15 protein-coding genes and 2 pseudogenes are annotated in these 16,305 nt (G+C 59.1%); 7 read left to right on the forward strand and 10 right to left on the reverse strand.

What is annotated here, in order from left to right; translation table 11 throughout:
- Positions 1-69: 69 nt before the first annotated feature.
- Positions 70-534, reverse strand: coding sequence for a hypothetical protein (locus OF122_RS18225; protein WP_264225599.1), 465 nt, complete (start codon positions 532-534; stop codon positions 70-72).
- A gap of 595 nt (positions 535-1,129) precedes the next feature.
- Between OF122_RS18225 and OF122_RS18230 the strand changes: the two are divergent.
- Positions 1,130-2,142, forward strand: a pseudogene (locus OF122_RS18230) (helix-turn-helix domain-containing protein); the annotation flags it as partial.
- A gap of 210 nt (positions 2,143-2,352) precedes the next feature.
- Here the strand turns inward: OF122_RS18230 and OF122_RS18235 are convergent.
- Positions 2,353-3,642 carry an IS110 family RNA-guided transposase gene (locus OF122_RS18235; RefSeq protein WP_264225600.1) on the reverse strand — a complete coding sequence of 430 codons (1,290 nt, stop codon included), beginning with the start codon at positions 3,640-3,642 and terminating at the stop codon, positions 2,353-2,355.
- A gap of 134 nt (positions 3,643-3,776) precedes the next feature.
- Between OF122_RS18235 and OF122_RS18240 the strand changes: the two are divergent.
- Positions 3,777-4,127 (forward strand): annotated as a pseudogene (locus OF122_RS18240) (integrase core domain-containing protein); the annotation flags it as partial.
- Between the two features lie 35 nt (positions 4,128-4,162).
- Here the strand turns inward: OF122_RS18240 and OF122_RS18245 are convergent.
- The 3 genes from OF122_RS18245 to OF122_RS18255 all read right to left on the reverse strand — a co-directional run bounded on the left by OF122_RS18245 (position 4,163) and on the right by OF122_RS18255 (position 6,460).
- Positions 4,163-4,558 carry a hypothetical protein gene (locus OF122_RS18245; protein ID WP_264225601.1) on the reverse strand — a complete coding sequence of 132 codons (396 nt, stop codon included), beginning with the start codon at positions 4,556-4,558 and terminating at the stop codon, positions 4,163-4,165.
- A 129-nt stretch (positions 4,559-4,687) separates the two neighbouring features.
- Positions 4,688-5,560, reverse strand: coding sequence for a carbon-nitrogen hydrolase family protein (locus OF122_RS18250; protein WP_264225602.1), 873 nt, complete (start codon positions 5,558-5,560; stop codon positions 4,688-4,690).
- A gap of 9 nt (positions 5,561-5,569) precedes the next feature.
- The gene (locus tag OF122_RS18255) at positions 5,570-6,460 is read right to left on the reverse strand and encodes a proline iminopeptidase-family hydrolase (RefSeq protein WP_264227702.1); all 891 of its coding nucleotides are present in this window, start codon (positions 6,458-6,460) and stop codon (positions 5,570-5,572) included.
- A gap of 146 nt (positions 6,461-6,606) precedes the next feature.
- Here OF122_RS18255 and OF122_RS18260 point away from each other — a divergent pair, with 146 nt between their 5' ends.
- A complete protein-coding gene (locus OF122_RS18260) occupies positions 6,607-7,374 on the forward strand; it encodes an HpcH/HpaI aldolase family protein (RefSeq protein ID WP_264225603.1) in 768 nt (255 codons plus the stop codon).
- On the opposite strand, the gene OF122_RS18265 is transcribed toward OF122_RS18260, so the two are convergent.
- Positions 7,362-8,066, reverse strand: a complete 705-nt coding sequence (locus OF122_RS18265; RefSeq protein WP_264225604.1) for a helix-turn-helix transcriptional regulator — start codon at positions 8,064-8,066, stop codon at positions 7,362-7,364. The two genes, OF122_RS18260 and OF122_RS18265, sit on opposite strands and share 13 nt — an antisense overlap.
- A 26-nt stretch (positions 8,067-8,092) precedes the next feature.
- Positions 8,093-8,758, reverse strand: a complete 666-nt coding sequence (locus tag OF122_RS18270; protein WP_264225605.1) for an RraA family protein — start codon at positions 8,756-8,758, stop codon at positions 8,093-8,095.
- A 178-nt stretch (positions 8,759-8,936) separates the two neighbouring features.
- Here OF122_RS18270 and OF122_RS18275 point away from each other — a divergent pair, with 178 nt between their 5' ends.
- The 3 genes from OF122_RS18275 (at position 8,937) to OF122_RS18285 (ending at position 12,862) form a co-directional block, all read left to right on the forward strand.
- Positions 8,937-9,821: a LysR family transcriptional regulator gene (locus OF122_RS18275; RefSeq protein WP_264225606.1), complete on the forward strand. Its 885-nt coding sequence runs from the start codon at positions 8,937-8,939 to the stop codon at positions 9,819-9,821.
- A 493-nt stretch (positions 9,822-10,314) separates the two neighbouring features.
- Positions 10,315-11,439: a LacI family DNA-binding transcriptional regulator gene (locus tag OF122_RS18280; protein ID WP_319019377.1), complete on the forward strand. Its 1,125-nt coding sequence runs from the start codon at positions 10,315-10,317 to the stop codon at positions 11,437-11,439.
- A 136-nt stretch (positions 11,440-11,575) separates the two neighbouring features.
- Positions 11,576-12,862: an NAD(P)/FAD-dependent oxidoreductase gene (locus OF122_RS18285; RefSeq protein ID WP_264225607.1), complete on the forward strand. Its 1,287-nt coding sequence runs from the start codon at positions 11,576-11,578 to the stop codon at positions 12,860-12,862.
- Here the strand turns inward: OF122_RS18285 and OF122_RS18290 are convergent.
- Positions 12,859-13,791: an ornithine cyclodeaminase family protein gene (locus OF122_RS18290; protein WP_264225608.1), complete on the reverse strand. Its 933-nt coding sequence runs from the start codon at positions 13,789-13,791 to the stop codon at positions 12,859-12,861. The genes OF122_RS18285 and OF122_RS18290 overlap by 4 nt on opposite strands.
- Positions 13,792-13,937: 146 nt before the next feature.
- Here OF122_RS18290 and OF122_RS18295 point away from each other — a divergent pair, with 146 nt between their 5' ends.
- Positions 13,938-14,471 carry a MarR family winged helix-turn-helix transcriptional regulator gene (locus tag OF122_RS18295; protein ID WP_264225609.1) on the forward strand — a complete coding sequence of 178 codons (534 nt, stop codon included), beginning with the start codon at positions 13,938-13,940 and terminating at the stop codon, positions 14,469-14,471.
- Between the two features lie 78 nt (positions 14,472-14,549).
- Here the strand turns inward: OF122_RS18295 and OF122_RS18300 are convergent, their stop codons facing one another.
- Entirely contained in the window at positions 14,550-15,824 is a 1,275-nt protein-coding gene (locus tag OF122_RS18300; protein WP_264225610.1) for a TRAP transporter large permease, read from the reverse strand.
- Positions 15,821-16,297 carry a TRAP transporter small permease gene (locus OF122_RS18305; RefSeq protein ID WP_264225611.1) on the reverse strand — a complete coding sequence of 159 codons (477 nt, stop codon included), beginning with the start codon at positions 16,295-16,297 and terminating at the stop codon, positions 15,821-15,823. Before OF122_RS18305 ends, OF122_RS18300 begins: the two co-directional genes overlap by 4 nt.
- Positions 16,298-16,305: the final 8 nt, after the last annotated feature.

Genomic DNA, 16,305 nt, shown 5'->3' on the forward strand with positions numbered 1-16,305 from the left:
AATCGACTTTCCGGTTGCTTATTGTGGCTCGGCGCCCCAAGCCGGTGCCCCAAAAGGATTTTTGGCCAGTCACTTCCTACGCCCTGCGTTTCTAAGGTCCAGCATTTCGCGCAGCTTCGTAATGTGCATGGAAGCGCGGTCTTTCGCTTCTATTGGTTTAAAGCCTTCGCGCCTCAGCCTTTTTGCAATCAGGTTGGGATACATGCGCTGCCAAACTTCGTAAAACTCACCACGAGGTATCTCAACTGTCATCGTGGGGCGGTCCATCGTTCTGGATATCACGTCTCCCGGCCTGCCAGCCCGAAGCGCCAAGCCTTCAGCCAGCAGTATTTGATCTATGATGGAACTATGTTCTTCGAGGTCGAAGGCAATTAGTAGCGCCATGCTCGTTGGTGATAGTGATTCCAGTATCAGCGCCACATCCGTAATATCCTTTATCGCACACCACCTGCTCCGGATCGTGCCAAGGCCGGAGTCGGCGTGCAACACAATGTGATCATCAATGTCGGATCGACCTGCCGTATCGAGGATCAAAAGGGGGATCGTGCGACCTTCCGCGACCCTTAGAGACGCAGCCCCGCCAGGAGTGGGGAAATGCACCATCCGGACGCCATTTGCGTCGGCTGAAGAAGCACTTCTGTAGCCTGTAGCGTCATTGTCGTCTCGGGGCCATCTGCCGATGAGTAGCTGATCACAAATTCAGCGTTCAGAACGGAGGTGCTGGATGCCGATTCATTGACCACGTCCACTTGGAAACAGTAATCCCTGCTCCGGTCCAGCTGATCGAAGAGCCTATAATCTCTGAATCCAGGACTAGCTTCGGCTTGGCATCTTTGAGCTGTTGCCGTGCTATGACCTTCGCGTCTCGGGCATAGAGTAGACTTACGACCGACACAATCGCCGCAAGCACGCTTCCGCCACCTGAAAGCCAGTCGGAGTTTATGCTGCTTAGCGCCTTCCAAAAGTCATTCACGCGAACTCTCCTGACCCATCGGTCATACTATGGAGAGCCAAAGGCGATCTGTCCAAGCGCAGTAGTCACATTGTTCCCCGTCAGCGCCTATGGCACAGATTTGAGGTTGTGATTTAAGGAGGATTTGGGTCTCATCGTAGTGACGAAGGAACGAAGATGAGACCCAAATCCTCCAATGCAAAATCGCGGACCAAGGCCCCTGCGGAAGCCGTGGTAAAGGACATCCGCCGGGCCACCCGGCGGCATTTTTCGGCGGAAGACAAGATCAGGATCGTCCTGGAAGGCTTGCGCGGCGATGACAGCATCGCCGAGTTGTGCCGCAAGGAAGGCATCGCCCAGAGCCTGTATTACACCTGGTCGAAGGAATTCATGGAAGCGGGAAAGCGTCGGCTTTCTGGCGATACAGCCCGGGCCGCCACCAGCGACGAGGTCAAGGATCTGCGCCGTGAGGCCGGAGCGCTCAAGGAATGTGTTGCCGATCTGACGCTGGAAAACCGTCTGCTTAAAAAAAGCATGATCGCGGATGGGGACGACGACGCATGAGGTATCCATCATCCGAGAAGCTCGAGATCATCAGGCTGGTCGAGCAATCCCATCTGCCAGCAACACGAACGCTCGATAAACTGGGAATCCCACGCCGGACCTTCTACCGCTGGTATGACCGCTACCTCGAAGGCGGCCCAGAGGCGCTGAAAGATCGGCCATCGGCACCAAGCCGGGTGTGGAACCGTATCCCGCCTGACATCCGCGACCAGATCATCGAGCTGGCGCTGGAACAGTCCGAGCTGAGCCCGAGAGAACTGGCCGTGCGCTTCACCGATGAGAAGCGCTACTTCGTGTCGGAGGCCACGGTTTACCGCCTGCTGAAGGCCCAGGACCTGATCACCAGCCCGGCCTATGTGGTGATCAAGGCCGCCGATCGCTTCCATACCCAGACCACGCGGCCCAACGAGATGTGGCAGACCGATTTTACCTACTTCAAGATCATCGGCTGGGGTTGGATGTATCTGTCGACTGTGCTCGACGATTACTCGCGCTACATCATCAGCTGGAAGCTGTGCAGCACGATGCGCGCCGAGGACGTCACCGACACGCTGGATCTGGCGCTCGCGGCCTCGGGCTGCGATCAGGCCCATGTGTGCCACAAACCCCGGCTGCTCAGCGACAACGTCCTATGTCGGGAATTTTTTGCAGCGTAGGTCAACAGGTCATGGGGCACCCGGCGTTCCGGGTGCCCTTATAAAGTTGCCCAGACGGGCTCTGCCGTCAAGAAATGATCTCTTCCATAGCAAACACAGGGTACGCGCTGTGGCGGCCCTCACCGTCCTTAATACGAGATCCCAAATCCCAAGCAGAAGGCCCGAACATTATCTACGAGGTCAGCGAACTGCCTCACTGCCTCCACGGCTCCGACAGATGGAGGTCCTTCCGCCTGGGCTCGCCCCCTCAAAAAAGGGGCGATAGGGTTCGCCACGCTTAAGCACGGCGTGAACGGTGCGCGCCATCTTGGCTGCAATGGCAGTATAGGCCTTGCGGCGCAGATGGGCGTTGTGCCGATCCTTGGAGATGTATCGCTCGAATTTATCCCGGAAGCTATTGGTCCGTTTGAGAACTGCGGTTTGGCCAGCCATCCAGAGCGTTCGCCGCAATCGGGCATTACCGTATTTTGAGATGCGGCTGCTTCCACGAAACATGCCCGACTGAACTGTGGCGAGGTCCATGCCGCAGAACTTAAGAAACTGACGGTGGTGACGAAAACGACGCAGATCGCCGGCTTCGGCGAGGATGGTCATTGCGTTGATTGGCCCGATCCCGGGAATGGTCGTCAGCAACTGATAGTCAGGGTTATCCGATAGTAGCGCGACAGCACGGGCTTCAATCTCATCGCGTTGCCGGATCAGGCTACGACCTTCTGCAAGCACGAGCCGGAACATGCGGACAGCATCAGATTCTGGATGGACAGGCAGACCCACCGATCCGGTCGCCGTGGCGTAAATATCGGAAAGCAGGCGTTCTTTGGAGACCTTGCGGCCAACGACCTCCCAGGCATCCGCGATGAATGCATCGCGGTCCATGGCCGTGATCATGGATGGTGAGGGATACTTCTCCAGAAATGCAAGGAACCAATCTGTCCGTGAGCTTCGGTGGAATCGTTCGGCTTCGGGGAAATACAGCGGCAGGTAGTGGGTCAGAATACGGTGCCAGAGCTCAGTCTTGGAGCGGGAAACGATCTCGTGGGTCTTCGACAGTTCCTGGATATCGGCGGTCCCGGACACCAGCGGATCATGGAAGAACTGAACGGCCCCGATCTCGAGCATGTGCAGGATGACCTGGGCATCCTTCGGATCGTTCTTGTCCCAGCTATTGTGCAGCGCCTCACGTGTTCGCGCCAATCCGACAGATGACACAAGCTTGAGCTCGAAACCGGCCCGTCCAAGATGATGGGCCAGGGTCCGATGATAATTACCAGTCGCCTCGAACCCGATTCGCACCGGGAGATCATAAGCCGCAAGAACACCAGTCAGGCGTTCAAAATCTTCGAGCGTATTGGTGACTGTCAAACGACGACGGCGCTTTTTGCAAGGTATCCCGATCAGGACCTCATGGCGATGCTTGGAAATATCGATAGCGACCAACAAGGTGGACGCAATAGGATAGGTAGCGGTCATAGCCGTCTCCTCAGCGGTGTGGTTCAGCAAAACCACTGTTGAGACCTGAGACCGGTTATGGCCACCCGCTGCGCTATGTGGAGGCTACGCGCGTGGCCATAACCTAGCTGCAGCGCTTATTCCTGACGTGCTACGGCCCCAGCTACATCGCCGGCGACCTGGCCGAATATATTGAGGCCCAAGCCATGAGCCATGTGCGCGGCGCTCCAATGCATCCCCAGACCCAGGGCAAGATCGAGCGTTGGCATCAGACGCTGAAGAACCGCATCCTGCTGGAAAACTACTTCCTGCCGGGCGATCTCGAGGCCCAGATCGAGGCGTTCGTCGAGCACTATAACCACCGGCGCTATCACGAGAGCCTGCGCAATGTGACCCCCGCCGACGCCTACTTCGGCAGAGCCGCCGCCATCATCGAACAGCGAGAAAGGATCAAACGCAAGACAATCGAACATCGGCGCTTGCAGCACCGCAAGCTCGCCGCTTAATATTAACCCCCAGATGAGGCCAATGCTCCGCTAATCTACACCGCGAGTTGCGCCAAATGTTCTGACGACGGACAATATGTAGTCCTTGGCGTTGCGTTCAGCTGCGCTGTTGCGTCGCGTCGCATGGCGTCGAGCAGATCGAGATAGTTCACGCCATTGCCGACAAGGAACTTGTAATCGTCGGCTATGTCCTGGCCGCCCATGACCTGAGGAAATTCCGGCACCAGGAGGGTCACGGTGTCACCGAGGGCATCAAAACCCCCAAGCAGCCCGGCGGTATCGCGATCGCTGCCATGCACGGCAATCACCATGGGAGCGTCGGCCTCGCGCCCTGGCCGCAAGGCAAAGCGCCATTGGCCCGCGAACGTCGTGGACAGCCAAGCACTCCCGTTTGTGGCTTTGATCTGTGCTGTGGGTGGCAACAGGGTCATTGGATATCTTCTGGCTGCTGACCGGCCAGCCCTACGGAGGCCGAGACCACCATTGGCGCAATGTTTGGCGCTAAAATTGGCGCCAATTTTAGCCAAAGCACGTACCCTGTAAATCCCCTTCGGGTCATGTCAGGCCTCGGCCTCGTGCATCAAGTCGTCCACATGAGGCGTAACATACTGAATAGTTTCGATATTTCTGGTTTGCATCAAGACGGGCAGTTTCCTGCGGACGTCGTCGACCGTGTCGGTATAGATATCGGCCATGAGCACATCTGGATCATCCCCAGCCGCCGCGATCACCTCACCCATTGGCGAAATGATCCGGGACTGGCCGAAAGTTCGTACGCCATCCCTCGTCCCGCACTGTCCTGGCGCAATCACATAACACCCGGTTTCGATCGCCCGCGCCTTGAGCAGGGTTTCCCAATGCAGCGGGCCGGTTACCGGTGAAAACGATGCGGGGATCGTAAGGACCTGCGCTCCAGCCATCGCCAGCGCCCGGAAGAGGTAAGGAAAACGGATATCGTAGCAGATGGACAGGCCGAACCCGATTCCCTCCGCCTCCACGACAATTCCGCCCCCCCTGCCCGGCGCGACAGCCAGGGATTCGGTGAAATCGTTCTTTCCGCCCAGCGCGACATCGAAGGTATGGAGCTTGTCGTAGCGCGCAACGATATCGCCGGAAGGCGCGATCACATGGCTGCGGTTCCACACCCGCGCGCCATCTTCGGTGCGCACGAGAAGCGAGCCGGTATGGAGCCAAACGCCACGCTCCCGAGCCAGGCTGCGGCAGAGCGCCAGTGTCTCGTCACCCTCCTCGGGCCGGCAGATGCGCGGATAATCCAGATTATTTGACAGAAGAATGTTGGCCGCCTCGGGCAGGCAGATAAGCTGCGCACCCCTGCCCGCCGCTTCGTGAACGGCATCGGCAATGGCCAGGTTGTTTCGATCCACATCAGCGGTCGAACACATCTGAATAGCGGCAACTTTCATTGTGGCCATGAGCTTTCCTCAGTCGTTGCGCGCCAGAAAGTCCGAGACCACCGCCATGCAGAGGGCGTGCTCCTCGACATGGGGCATGTGGCTCGATTTGCCCAGGATGATCCATTCGGCACCCGGTATGTTGTTGGCATAGGCCTCGACGGTGCGCGGTGTCGCCTCATCATAAAGACCGGAAAGAACCAGCGTGGGCACGGCCACGGCATGCAACCTGTCTTCGATGGTCCAGCCTTTGAGCGTGCCGATCACATGGAACTCGGTTGGGCCATTCATCGTGCGATAAACTGTGGTGTCCTCGTCCATGGCAGCAAAAGTGCGCTTTACCTCGTCCGGCCATTCTGCCATCCGGCACACATGGGCGCGGTAAAAAGTGTCAGCGGCTTCACGATAGGCCGGATCGTCGTAGGCCCCTATCTCTTCGTACTTCAAAAGCGTTTCGTGAACCCCGTCCGGCAGCGCCCGGCGCAGCCGGTTCGCCTCCTCGACCCAGAGTTTGAGCGAAGCCGGCGAATTTGCAATTACCACAGCGTTGAGCCCAGCCGGCCGCCGCACTGCGTGCTCGGCGGCCAGCATGCCGCCCCAGGATTGTCCCAGAAGGTTATAGCGCCCGGCGATGCCCAGATGCCGCGTCAGGTTTTCCAGTTCCGTCAGAAAGAGATCGACTGTCCAGAAGTCGGCGGGCGCGTCGGGCAGATGCGAAGAACGGCCGTTGCCGATCTGGTCATAGTGCACGACGGCGCGACCGGATGCGGCGAGGGCTTGGTAGGCATCGACATAGTCATGCGTACACCCGGGGCCACCATGTGCGATCACGACCGGCGCAAGACCGGACGAGACGTCTCCCGTTATCCGATACCAGGTTTGGTGGTCCCCGAAGGCGCAAAAGCCCTCGTGAATATCCATCGCATTCGTCACTGTCGAAAGGTCTCCGGGCAACTTGTTCGAATTCAGCATGCCCCAAGATGGGCGGGCCCGTAAGCTGTAAGATGTTGCACGGTGCGTGGCCTAACGCTGCGACCTAGATTGCTTCCGGCAATAAAGGAACCAGTATGACGGTCCGCCCTTCGAACCTGCGCGAAACGCTGCTCGGCGGCGCACAAACCCTCGGCGCTTTTCTTTTTCTCGGCTCTCCGGACGTGGCAGAAGTGATGGCTGTGGCAGGCTTTCCAATATTGATCGTCGATCGCGAACACGTTGCAGCCGACAATGCGACCGCGTTGGCCGAACTGCGCGCAATCCGGAGCGTTAGCGACGCCTTCGCCATGGTCCGCACGCGCGATAACACTCCGGGCGCAATCAAGCCGATGCTCGATGCGGGGTTCGATGGCATCATGGTGGCCGACATACGCGCGGCGGAGGAAGCTCGCGCGATCGCCGAAGCGGCGCGGTACGCGCCGATGGGACGCAGAGGTGCCCATTTCACCGTATCCCGCGCCGCACGCTATGGGTTTGACGTGGCGCGGCATCCCGAAAATGCAAACCGAAATATTCTCGTTTGCGCCATGATCGAGTCGCGAGAAGGGCTCGAAAATATCGACGCGATTGCCGCTGTCGAGGGTATCGACATGCTGTTTCTTGGCCCTCTCGATCTGACCGCGGACTACGGGACCTTTGGCGACCTCGCCTCGCCCGAACTCAGCGATGCCCTTCGCAAGGCCGAGGCAAAGATCACACAATGCAGGAAACTCCTCGGCGGCGCCGCGTTGCCCGGTGACACCCCTGCCGAGCTTTTTGCGCGCGGCTACAGCTTGGTCACCGGCGCGAGCGACGTCGGCATTCTGCGCGAGGGCGCGCTCAAATACATTCAATGTAAATAGCCATAACGAGCGGCCAGCGCTACGCTGTGCGGACGGTTGCGCGCACCGAGCTTTCGCGCCGCCGACTGCAAATGCTTGACGACCATCGATTCCGAGCGGCCGAGTTCGAACGCGATCTGCTTGGCTGAAAGCCCCTGCCCCGTCATCTGGACGCATTCGCGCTCGCGGGGAGACAGCCGGGGCACTGCCGGCTCGAGCATCGGGGCAATCCGATCCTGCAGCTCATGGGCCACGTAGGCGAACTGGGCGAGTATGGAGCGCGAGGGCACTTTCCCACCCAGGAAACCGGTCGCCGTTGCGAACCCGCCTCCCGGCAGATGAATCGGAACGGTTATGCCGCGCGCAAGACCCCACGCCATAAGCTTTTCCGAAACCAGAGCACCCCCGTCGGCGATAAGCTCGGGTGTGATCATAGAGGCTTCGCCGGGATGGTAGGTCCAGTAGAATGGGCGGGTGATCCGGCTCGCGCAGCGTTGCACCGGGTCGAGCCGATAGAGCCCGTGTTCGCACCAGTCGATCAGCATTTCGTCTGGAATTCCGCGCGCCTCAATGTGCGTGGGTAGGCAAAACACGCTTTCGTCCGCGCTGAACGGCACCGGGGAAAAATCGTAGAAGAGCGCCTCGATCCCCCCTCCCCTCAAATCGACGTAAATTTCGTCCACGACCCCCGCGATGGCGTCATGCTGTTTCATGTTGCCCTCCTTTTCCAGTAACGCACTCAACAGAGCTTGGCCGCGACGATCGCGGTGGCGCCAGAAAGCGCACCGATCCGTTCGCCTGCCTCCACCCCGGCAATCGTCCGGTCGGTGACTTCCTTGAGCGCTTCGGCTCGTGCGAGAACAGCCCCAAGTTCACCGCGCGGGATCACCACAACCCCATGCTCGTCGGCCAACACCGCATCGCCGGCGATGACCGGCACACCGCCGCAACTCACAGGAACGTTCATCGCCCCGCCAATGCCCTGAATTCGTGTGGTAAGCGCCGAGGAGCCGCGCGACCAGACGGGCATACCGATCTCGACCAGTTCGCGCGTATCGGTGTGGCGTCCGTGGATCACCACGCCAGCCGCCTTGCTGTTAGCCAGCGCAAGCGCCACACCCCCACCGAGGCAGGCATGGGTGTCGTCGCCGCGCCGATCGATGATCAGAACGTCGCCTGACCGCAACAGCCCGGCCGCATGGTGCAACATCGTGGAGTCCTGGGCCGGAAGCGAGAGCGTCACCGCTGTTCCGCAAGCGCGCAATTCAGCTAACACTGGCCCGATTCCGGGCGACAATATCCCCCGCTGCAGGAAGTGTCCCAAAAGCACGGTCTCGAGCTGGGCGAGCCGTGCCAAGTGTTTGGCAGCCACAGGTTCGGGCATGACATTGATCTGGAAGTCCATGATCTCTCCCATTTTTCCGAAAGAATTAATCGCCAGCTCTGGCCCTCTGTCCACTTGATCGTTTTAATAAGCTTATAAAGAACCTTTATAAGACTCCATCCGGCTTGACGTTCGGACCTTGTACTACCGCCTACAAAGCCTACACATAGATACCCGAGAATCTTCCGAAAGAGGGCAAATGAACGTCAAGGGCATTGAGACCTTTTATTGGGTAACGCAGCTACGGAGCTTCCAGCGCGCCGCAACACAGCTCAACATTTCGCAGCCCGCCGTAAGCAGTCGCATCCGCGCGCTCGAAGAGGAACTCCGTGTGCGCCTGTTTGTCCGCGACAAGGGCGTCGCGCTCACCGAGCAGGGGACAGAATTTTTCGATTATGCCCAGCGGGTTCTTCAGCTGACACGAGATCTGTCGTTCAGCGCGATGGCCGATGCCGAGCCCGATCGTCTGCGTGTCGGAGCATGCGGTCCGGTTGCCATGTCCTGGCTCACGGAACTGTGCAACAACCTGCAGGATCATTACCCTGGTCTACGGCTGGAAATTGACATCGAGAAATCGGCCAACCTTCTCCAGCGGCTGCTCTCGGGCCAACTCAATATCGCCTTTGTCGCCGACAGCTCCCATGAACCACGGCTCCGCATCGAAAAGATTGCTGAGCTTCCCATGCAATGGATTTGTCATCCCGATGTCGTAGGCGGACGCAGGCAGATTGGCGCGCAAGAGCTCGATACCCTGCCGGTTATCGGATATGGCTGGGATTCACCGTTGCACGAAGTCACCCATGCGCCGGTTTTCGGCCCCGGGCGTCGCAATCGGTTCACGACGAGCGACAGCCTGTACATGATGGTGCGGATGGCGATCGAGGGCATGGGGTTGATTTGCATCCCCCGCTCGGCGGTCGCACCTGAACTCGCTGCGGGCATGCTTGTGGCCATCGACGTGGACGAGCCCCAGGCCACCTTGCCTCTTTTTGTCGCGACGACCCGCGAACGCATGCCAGGAGTCCTACAAGCCGCCCGGGATCTTGCAAAGCAATTGGCGGCCCGCGACGAAACGGCCGCCTGAGAGTCGGCGGGGCCGGGCGATCTCAGAGGCAAAAGCGGGCCCAAGCGGTAGGCGATCGCGCCCGTTTCCTGGTAACCCTATCCACATCGGTGTTTGTGGACCACCATGACGCGTTCGAACATGACGTTGGTGGCGGATTGGGGGCCGTTTTCGATCTGTCCGGTTTCAGCCAACCAATAAGGATAAATGCCATCCGCAACATGACTCCAGTCTCCCGATCAGCCCGAATTTGCAGATTTGAGGGGCACCGATTTGACGTCGTTCTTTTTTGCCAAGGACAGCCAATGCTGCGATGTCCAAATTCACCTTCCTCCATGCGCCAGGCCGAGTCTTTGACGACCATGTCTTCAGCTGCGCGCTTGACCTGAAGTGGCAGAGCGGGGTTGTTTAGGCACGTGACCTCACCACACCGAGTCGGGACAACCAACTCCCTCGCACGAGGTAGAAGGTGCGATAGCAACGGTTGGCTCACGGGTCCGATTGGGAGAGACTGTTGAGCAAAAAGAAGACAGGCGTAACCATCACCGATGTTGCACGTCTCGCTGGAGTCAGCACAGCTACAGCTGGGCGAGTGCTCGGTGACTATGGATACTCAAGCCGAGAAAAGCGCGAGAAGGTACTCTCGGCCGCCCAGGCGCTCGGCTATCGCCCGAACCTTCTCGCCCGCAGCCTGATCACGGGGCGAACCAAAACCATCGGGGTCGTTGCCGGCGACATCCAAAGCCCTTTTTACGCCAGCATTCTGCGAGGGATCTCCAATGTAGCGGAACGCAATGATTTCGGGTTGATCATCACAAATAGTGACGAAAATATCGAACACGAAATCCGCTCAGTCCGCCTGCTTCTGGAAAAGCAGGTCGATGGGATGATCGTGTCTCCATGCGATCCGGAAGGTGGAGAGCACCTGGTTTCCGTCGTCGCGGCGGGCATCCCAATCGTCCAGATCGACCGTCAGGTGCACAGCCTTGGCGCCGATTTCGTGGGAGTGGACAACAAGCAGGGCGCTCACGATGCGGTAGCAAGGCTCCTGGCGCAGGGCCATCGCCGAATTGGGATGATCGGCGAACTTGGGTACGGTGACTGGAGCATCGAGGAGTTCTTTGCTCTTGCCAGCGCACCTTCTTATGCTTCGGACTCCCTCTACCCCAGTTGGCAGCGGCTGCATGGGTATGTTGAAGCGCATCGAGAAGCTGGGGTACCGCTCGATCCAATGCTCATTGGGCGATCCCGCAGTTATTCTGCTCAAGGGGCGCAGCATCAGGCCCAAATGCTGCTTTCAAACAAGAGTAGACCGACCGCTTTGTTTACCGCCGATGGACTGATGACTGAGGGGACAATGGCGGCGGTGGCCGAGAGCGATCTGGCGCTGCCCGATGATCTTTCCGTCATATGTTTTGACGATCTCGATTGGATGGGGTTCGTGAGACCCCGGCTCGATGCCGTGGCGCAACCGCGAGGTGCAATGGGCGAGGCCGCTGCCCAACTCCTGCTCGACCGGATCGCGGGAAATGACGAACCTGAAAAACGCATCGTCATGCGCACGCGTCAGATAGTCCGCGGATCGGTAGCACCACCGCGCGCGCTTCCCGGTCAGGCTGTTTCGGTGACCGGGCAATAACGAGGCTGTACACCACCTCCGATCACAGTGCCCAGGCCCGCTCTGCAACCGAGGTGAATGAAGTCAAAACCAATGGTTTGTTGCGCGCCATCGCATGCTCGCTAAAGCTGACGGTTCAACCAGGATGATCTGAACCGTGCTTGACGACCATAACCACAACAATCTCTGGGCCGACACCGCCAGCGTGCCACCTGCGACCACGGTGCTTTCACGCGATCATGTCGCAGATGTCGCCATCATCGGTGGTGGTTTCACCGGGCTGTCGGCGGCGCTTCACCTCGCTGAACTCGATCAGCACGCCATTGTTCTTGAGGCCAGGGATATCGGGCATGGAGGGTCTGGTCGCAACGTGGGGCTGGTTAACGCGGGCATGTGGGTTATGCCCAACGACCTAATCGATGCACAGGGTCTCGAGTGGGGCACGCGACTGATCCAGGCGCTGGGCGATGGGCCCGCGCTGGTATTCGACCTCATAGCGCGCTTCGGCATCGAGTGCGAGGCAGTGCGCAATGGCACGCTCCATCTGGGCGTGGGTTCAGCGGGCGATAAAGAACTCGGTGAGCGCGAAGCCCAGTGGCAGGCGCTAGGCGCCCCTGTTCGACGCCTGAATCGAGCAGACGCGGAAGTTTTGACGGGGACAAGTGCTTTTTCCTCCGCCCTTCTGGACGAACGGGCCGGCACGCTACAGCCCCTGTCCTACGCACGGGGACTGGCGGCGGCCGCGCAAGCTGCAGGTGCAACCATCTTCACTCACTCGCCTGTCACGTCGGCTCATCACGAGAACGACCACTGGACGCTGGAAACACCGGGCGGAACCGTGAGAGCAAAGTGGATCATCGTTGCCAGCAACGCCTATTCAGGGCTCGAAAAGCGCTATGCCTTCGTGCGACAGCAAGATGAGCTGACCCTCCTGCCCTTCTTTCAATTTGCAACCGAAGTGCTGCCCGAGGAGATTGCGGCACGCATCCTGCCCCAGGGTCACGGATGCTGGGATACCCGCACTGTGATGACAGCATTCCGCAAGGACAATGCTGGCCGGCTGATCTTTGGGAGCGTCGGCGCACTCGACCCGATATCGCTGGGTGCTCAACGGGCCTTCGCCCAACGCTCGATCGCCAGGCTCTTTCCCTTCCTTTCCAAAGTGCGGCTGGATCACTGCTGGCACGGACAAATCGGAATGACCGACAACGCGCTGCCAAAGTTCCATCACCATGGCCCCAAAGCGATTGGCGTGAACGGCTTCAACGGGCGCGGCATCGCGCCGGGAACGGTCTTTGGCCGAGCCATGGCGCGACACATTGTGCTGGGAGAGCAAATGTTGCTCCCCCAGAACCCTGTTGGCCGTGCCAGACTGGGAAGGGTGAGGACGAGAGCCTACAAGCTGGGCAGCCACCTTTTGCATCTCGCCTCGTCGCGGTTCTAGATTCGCGACGCGAGATATCGGGCGGTATACAAGTCGAGGTGTCCGCCCCCGACATTCTTATAGATCGTGATTTCGTCGTCAGCGCTGCGACCTGCATGCACGCCTTGGCACAGCTCGAATGCGTCCGCCTGCACAGCGTCCCAGCCGATGACGCCGGCGTTGACAGGCTGGATGAGGTCTCCGGCTCCCTCCATTCCGTTTCGGGTATCGACGAACAGCGATCCGCGTCTGATCGCTTCATCATCGGCTTCGCGCATGGTCGGAAGATAGGCGCCGACGAGATCAAGATGAGCGCCGGGTTTGAGACAGCGCCCTTTCACCAGAGGCCGGTCCGACATGGTCACGCAACTGACGATATCGGCTTGAGCCACCGCATCATCGAGATCAAGAACAGCGGTGACCACGTAGCGGTCGGCCAGACGCTCAGCCAGCGCGGTGGCCCGTTCAGGAGTGCGATTCCAGATCATCACCCGCTCGATTGATGGCCGCGCGGCGACGTGGGCATCTATCATGTGAGGTGCCAGCCCTCCTGCGCCAAGGACCAGCAGTGTCTTGGCATCCGGTCGTGCGAGCAACCTGCTGCCAAGCCCGGAATCCCCCGCTGTCTTGCGGAAAGTCATGGCGGCTCCGTCCGCGATAAGAGTGGGAGCTCCGGTCGTGGCGTCAAATACTACCACCAGCCCCTGGACGGATGGCTCAGCGGGCTGGCGCTTGAGGTTGGTTGGAAACACGCCCACAAGCTTGGCGGCAACGACATCATTCCTGGCCCACCCAAGGAGCGAAACAAACTTGTTGCTCCCCCCCTCAGGCTCATCCATCACCATATGCTGCGCCTCGGGCATGCCAGCCTTGTGGGCTTCCTCCAACGCAGCGATGAGTCCTGGATAGTCAACCAACTTCTCCACCGCCGCTACATCAAAGCTTTTCATTGTTGTCTCCACTTGGCATCTTGGCCTTGCGCCGTTCGGTGCCCGCGTATGAGCACCAATATCGCGCTGTTATTGGTTCCATATGGAACTTTGTCAAGGCGACCGACTGGTCCTATTGTCGGTAATGGGCTAGGAAGCTGCAGGCGATGAGCGGAACAAATGAAATGAACGATCGATTTGATGACGTCGGGGGCAGTCACGTAGCGACGCCCAAAGGAATCCTCGACAAAGTGCTGTCCAACCCTGACATCGACCGTGACGGACTGCGCCTGAGTTTGTGGTCTGGCTTTTACACAGGGCCCGTCTTTGCTGAAATCGAGAAGCGCTTCGGGCTCTATCGCGACGAAAACAACGTCCTCTTTGCCTTGGCAACCTATGGGCAACTGACGGCCAAATCGATCAGCGAGTTCCTCGGCCGTCCCAAGAACTCAATCAGTCGAGCCATCGATCGGCTCCTGAAAAAAGGGCTCGTCCATACGGAAGTGGATCCAGCCGATCGCCGCCGCGTGCTCCTCACCATAGAGCCGGCCGGCCGGGAGTTGCATGAACAGACCCTCGCTATCCATAAGGCACGAGAAGCCTATATGCTAAAGAACCTCAGCCCGGTGGAACGTACGGCACTCGATGCCATACTCGCTAAACTGATCGAAGACGCTGATGACTGGATCGAGCCTTTCTAGGGACCTCCTCTCCCCCGCGCCTTCACTGGTCGTTCGCTGCTCTGCAGCGCAAAGATCGTTCCGCCCGGAGATTGCCGGTCAGAACACGAGATCGGGCAGGAATGTCACCAGCGGGGGCACAAAGGTCAACAGCAGCAGAACCGAAACGAGAACTGCCAAATAAGGCAAGAATTCCCTGGTGAATTCCTCGATGGAGCATCGGGTAATCGTGCACACCGTGAACATGACTGTACCCACGGGCGGCGTCATCGATCCGATGGCCGTATTGAACACCAGAACAACCCCGAGATGAACAGGATCTATTCCCAACTCTGTCGCCACCTCGATCAGGAGGGGGCCCAGTATGACGACCAGGGCCAATCCTTCAAAGACCGTCCCGAGCAGCAGCAGAGCGATGTTTATGACCAGCATCACGACGTATTTGTTGTCCGAGATACCAAGCAGCCCGCTCACCAACATCTGCGGCACCTGCTCAAGGCTCAGGATGAGCGAGAAAACGGCCGCCGCGGCGACGATGAACATAACGCTTGCCGTTGTGTGAGCAGATTCACGCAGAAGCCCATAGACATCACCCCAGCCGATGCCACGATAGACGAATACGCCCACCAGGAAGGCGTACAGGGCGGCAATGGCACCCAATTCGGTGGGCGTGAAAAGCCCTATCCGCAGGCCAAACAGCAGCATGACCGGCATTGCGAGTGCCCACAACGCCGCCCAGCCATTCCGGCCGATCTCGCCGAGGCTGGCACGCGTTGAACGCGATGGAGCATAATTGCGCCGCCCCGCGGTCCAGCGAACCATCAGCATCAGTGCGATACCGATAATGATTGCCGGTACCACGCCGCCCATGAACAGCCGGCCGATAGAGGTATTCGTCAACAGACCGTAAACGATCAGCGCAATTGACGGTGGCATGATAGGCGCGATGATCGAGGACGCAGCGCTGACCACTGAACCATAAGCGTTGGAATAGCCCCTCTGGCGCATCACCGGCACAATCGTGCGCGCATCGATGGCGGCATCGGCATTGGCCGATCCCGACATCGCTCCCATGAACACCGAATTGAGCACCGCTACCTGCGCCAGTCCGCCCTTCCAGTGGCCCACGAGGCTTTCGGCGAACCCGTAGAGCTTTTCTGCTATTCCTCCTCGCGCCATCGCGCAGCCAGCCACGACAAACAGGGGAATGGCCAGCAAGGGAAACGATTCCATGCTCGACCCCATGCGCTGAGCGAGGATACTCGCCATCATCGGGTTCAACGCGAAATAGGCCGCTGAGGCACCCAGCATGGTAAATCCGATGGGAACGCGCAGGATGATAAGCGCCACAAAAGCGATTACGGCAACGGTCATGATCTTGCCTTGGCCTCTCTCACTTCCTCGACTATTGCCAGAACCTGCACGACGATGATCCCGCCCATGCCGACGGCAAGCAACGCGGCCATGATCCACTTGGGCCAGCCCAAGGCAAGAAATGTCGTGAACCGGGCCGTCGATATCTGGGCGATGGCAGCCTGAATGACCGACACCGATATGGCTATGACAAGCAAATGAGAGACAATTGAAGCTGGCGTTCTGGCTCGTCTCGGCAAAAGCTCGACAAAAAAGCCGATGCCGAAGAGCTGACCATAGAGCGCAGCGCCAACCAGCCCCAGCCACACAGTCGCAGAAAAGGCCAATATGGCCAGGTCGTGGGCGGCATAAAAGGGAACGCGCAGCACGTTGCGCGCAATGACGTCAGCTGAGACAACGATAACAAGACAGGCGATAAACAGCGCGGGCAAGACCGAGCCTGTTAGCTCGACCACGCGTCGGATCGTTACCATTGACTCAC

Source organism: Pelagibacterium flavum (assembly GCF_025854335.1).
GTDB classification, from domain to species: domain Bacteria; phylum Pseudomonadota; class Alphaproteobacteria; order Rhizobiales; family Devosiaceae; genus Pelagibacterium; species Pelagibacterium flavum.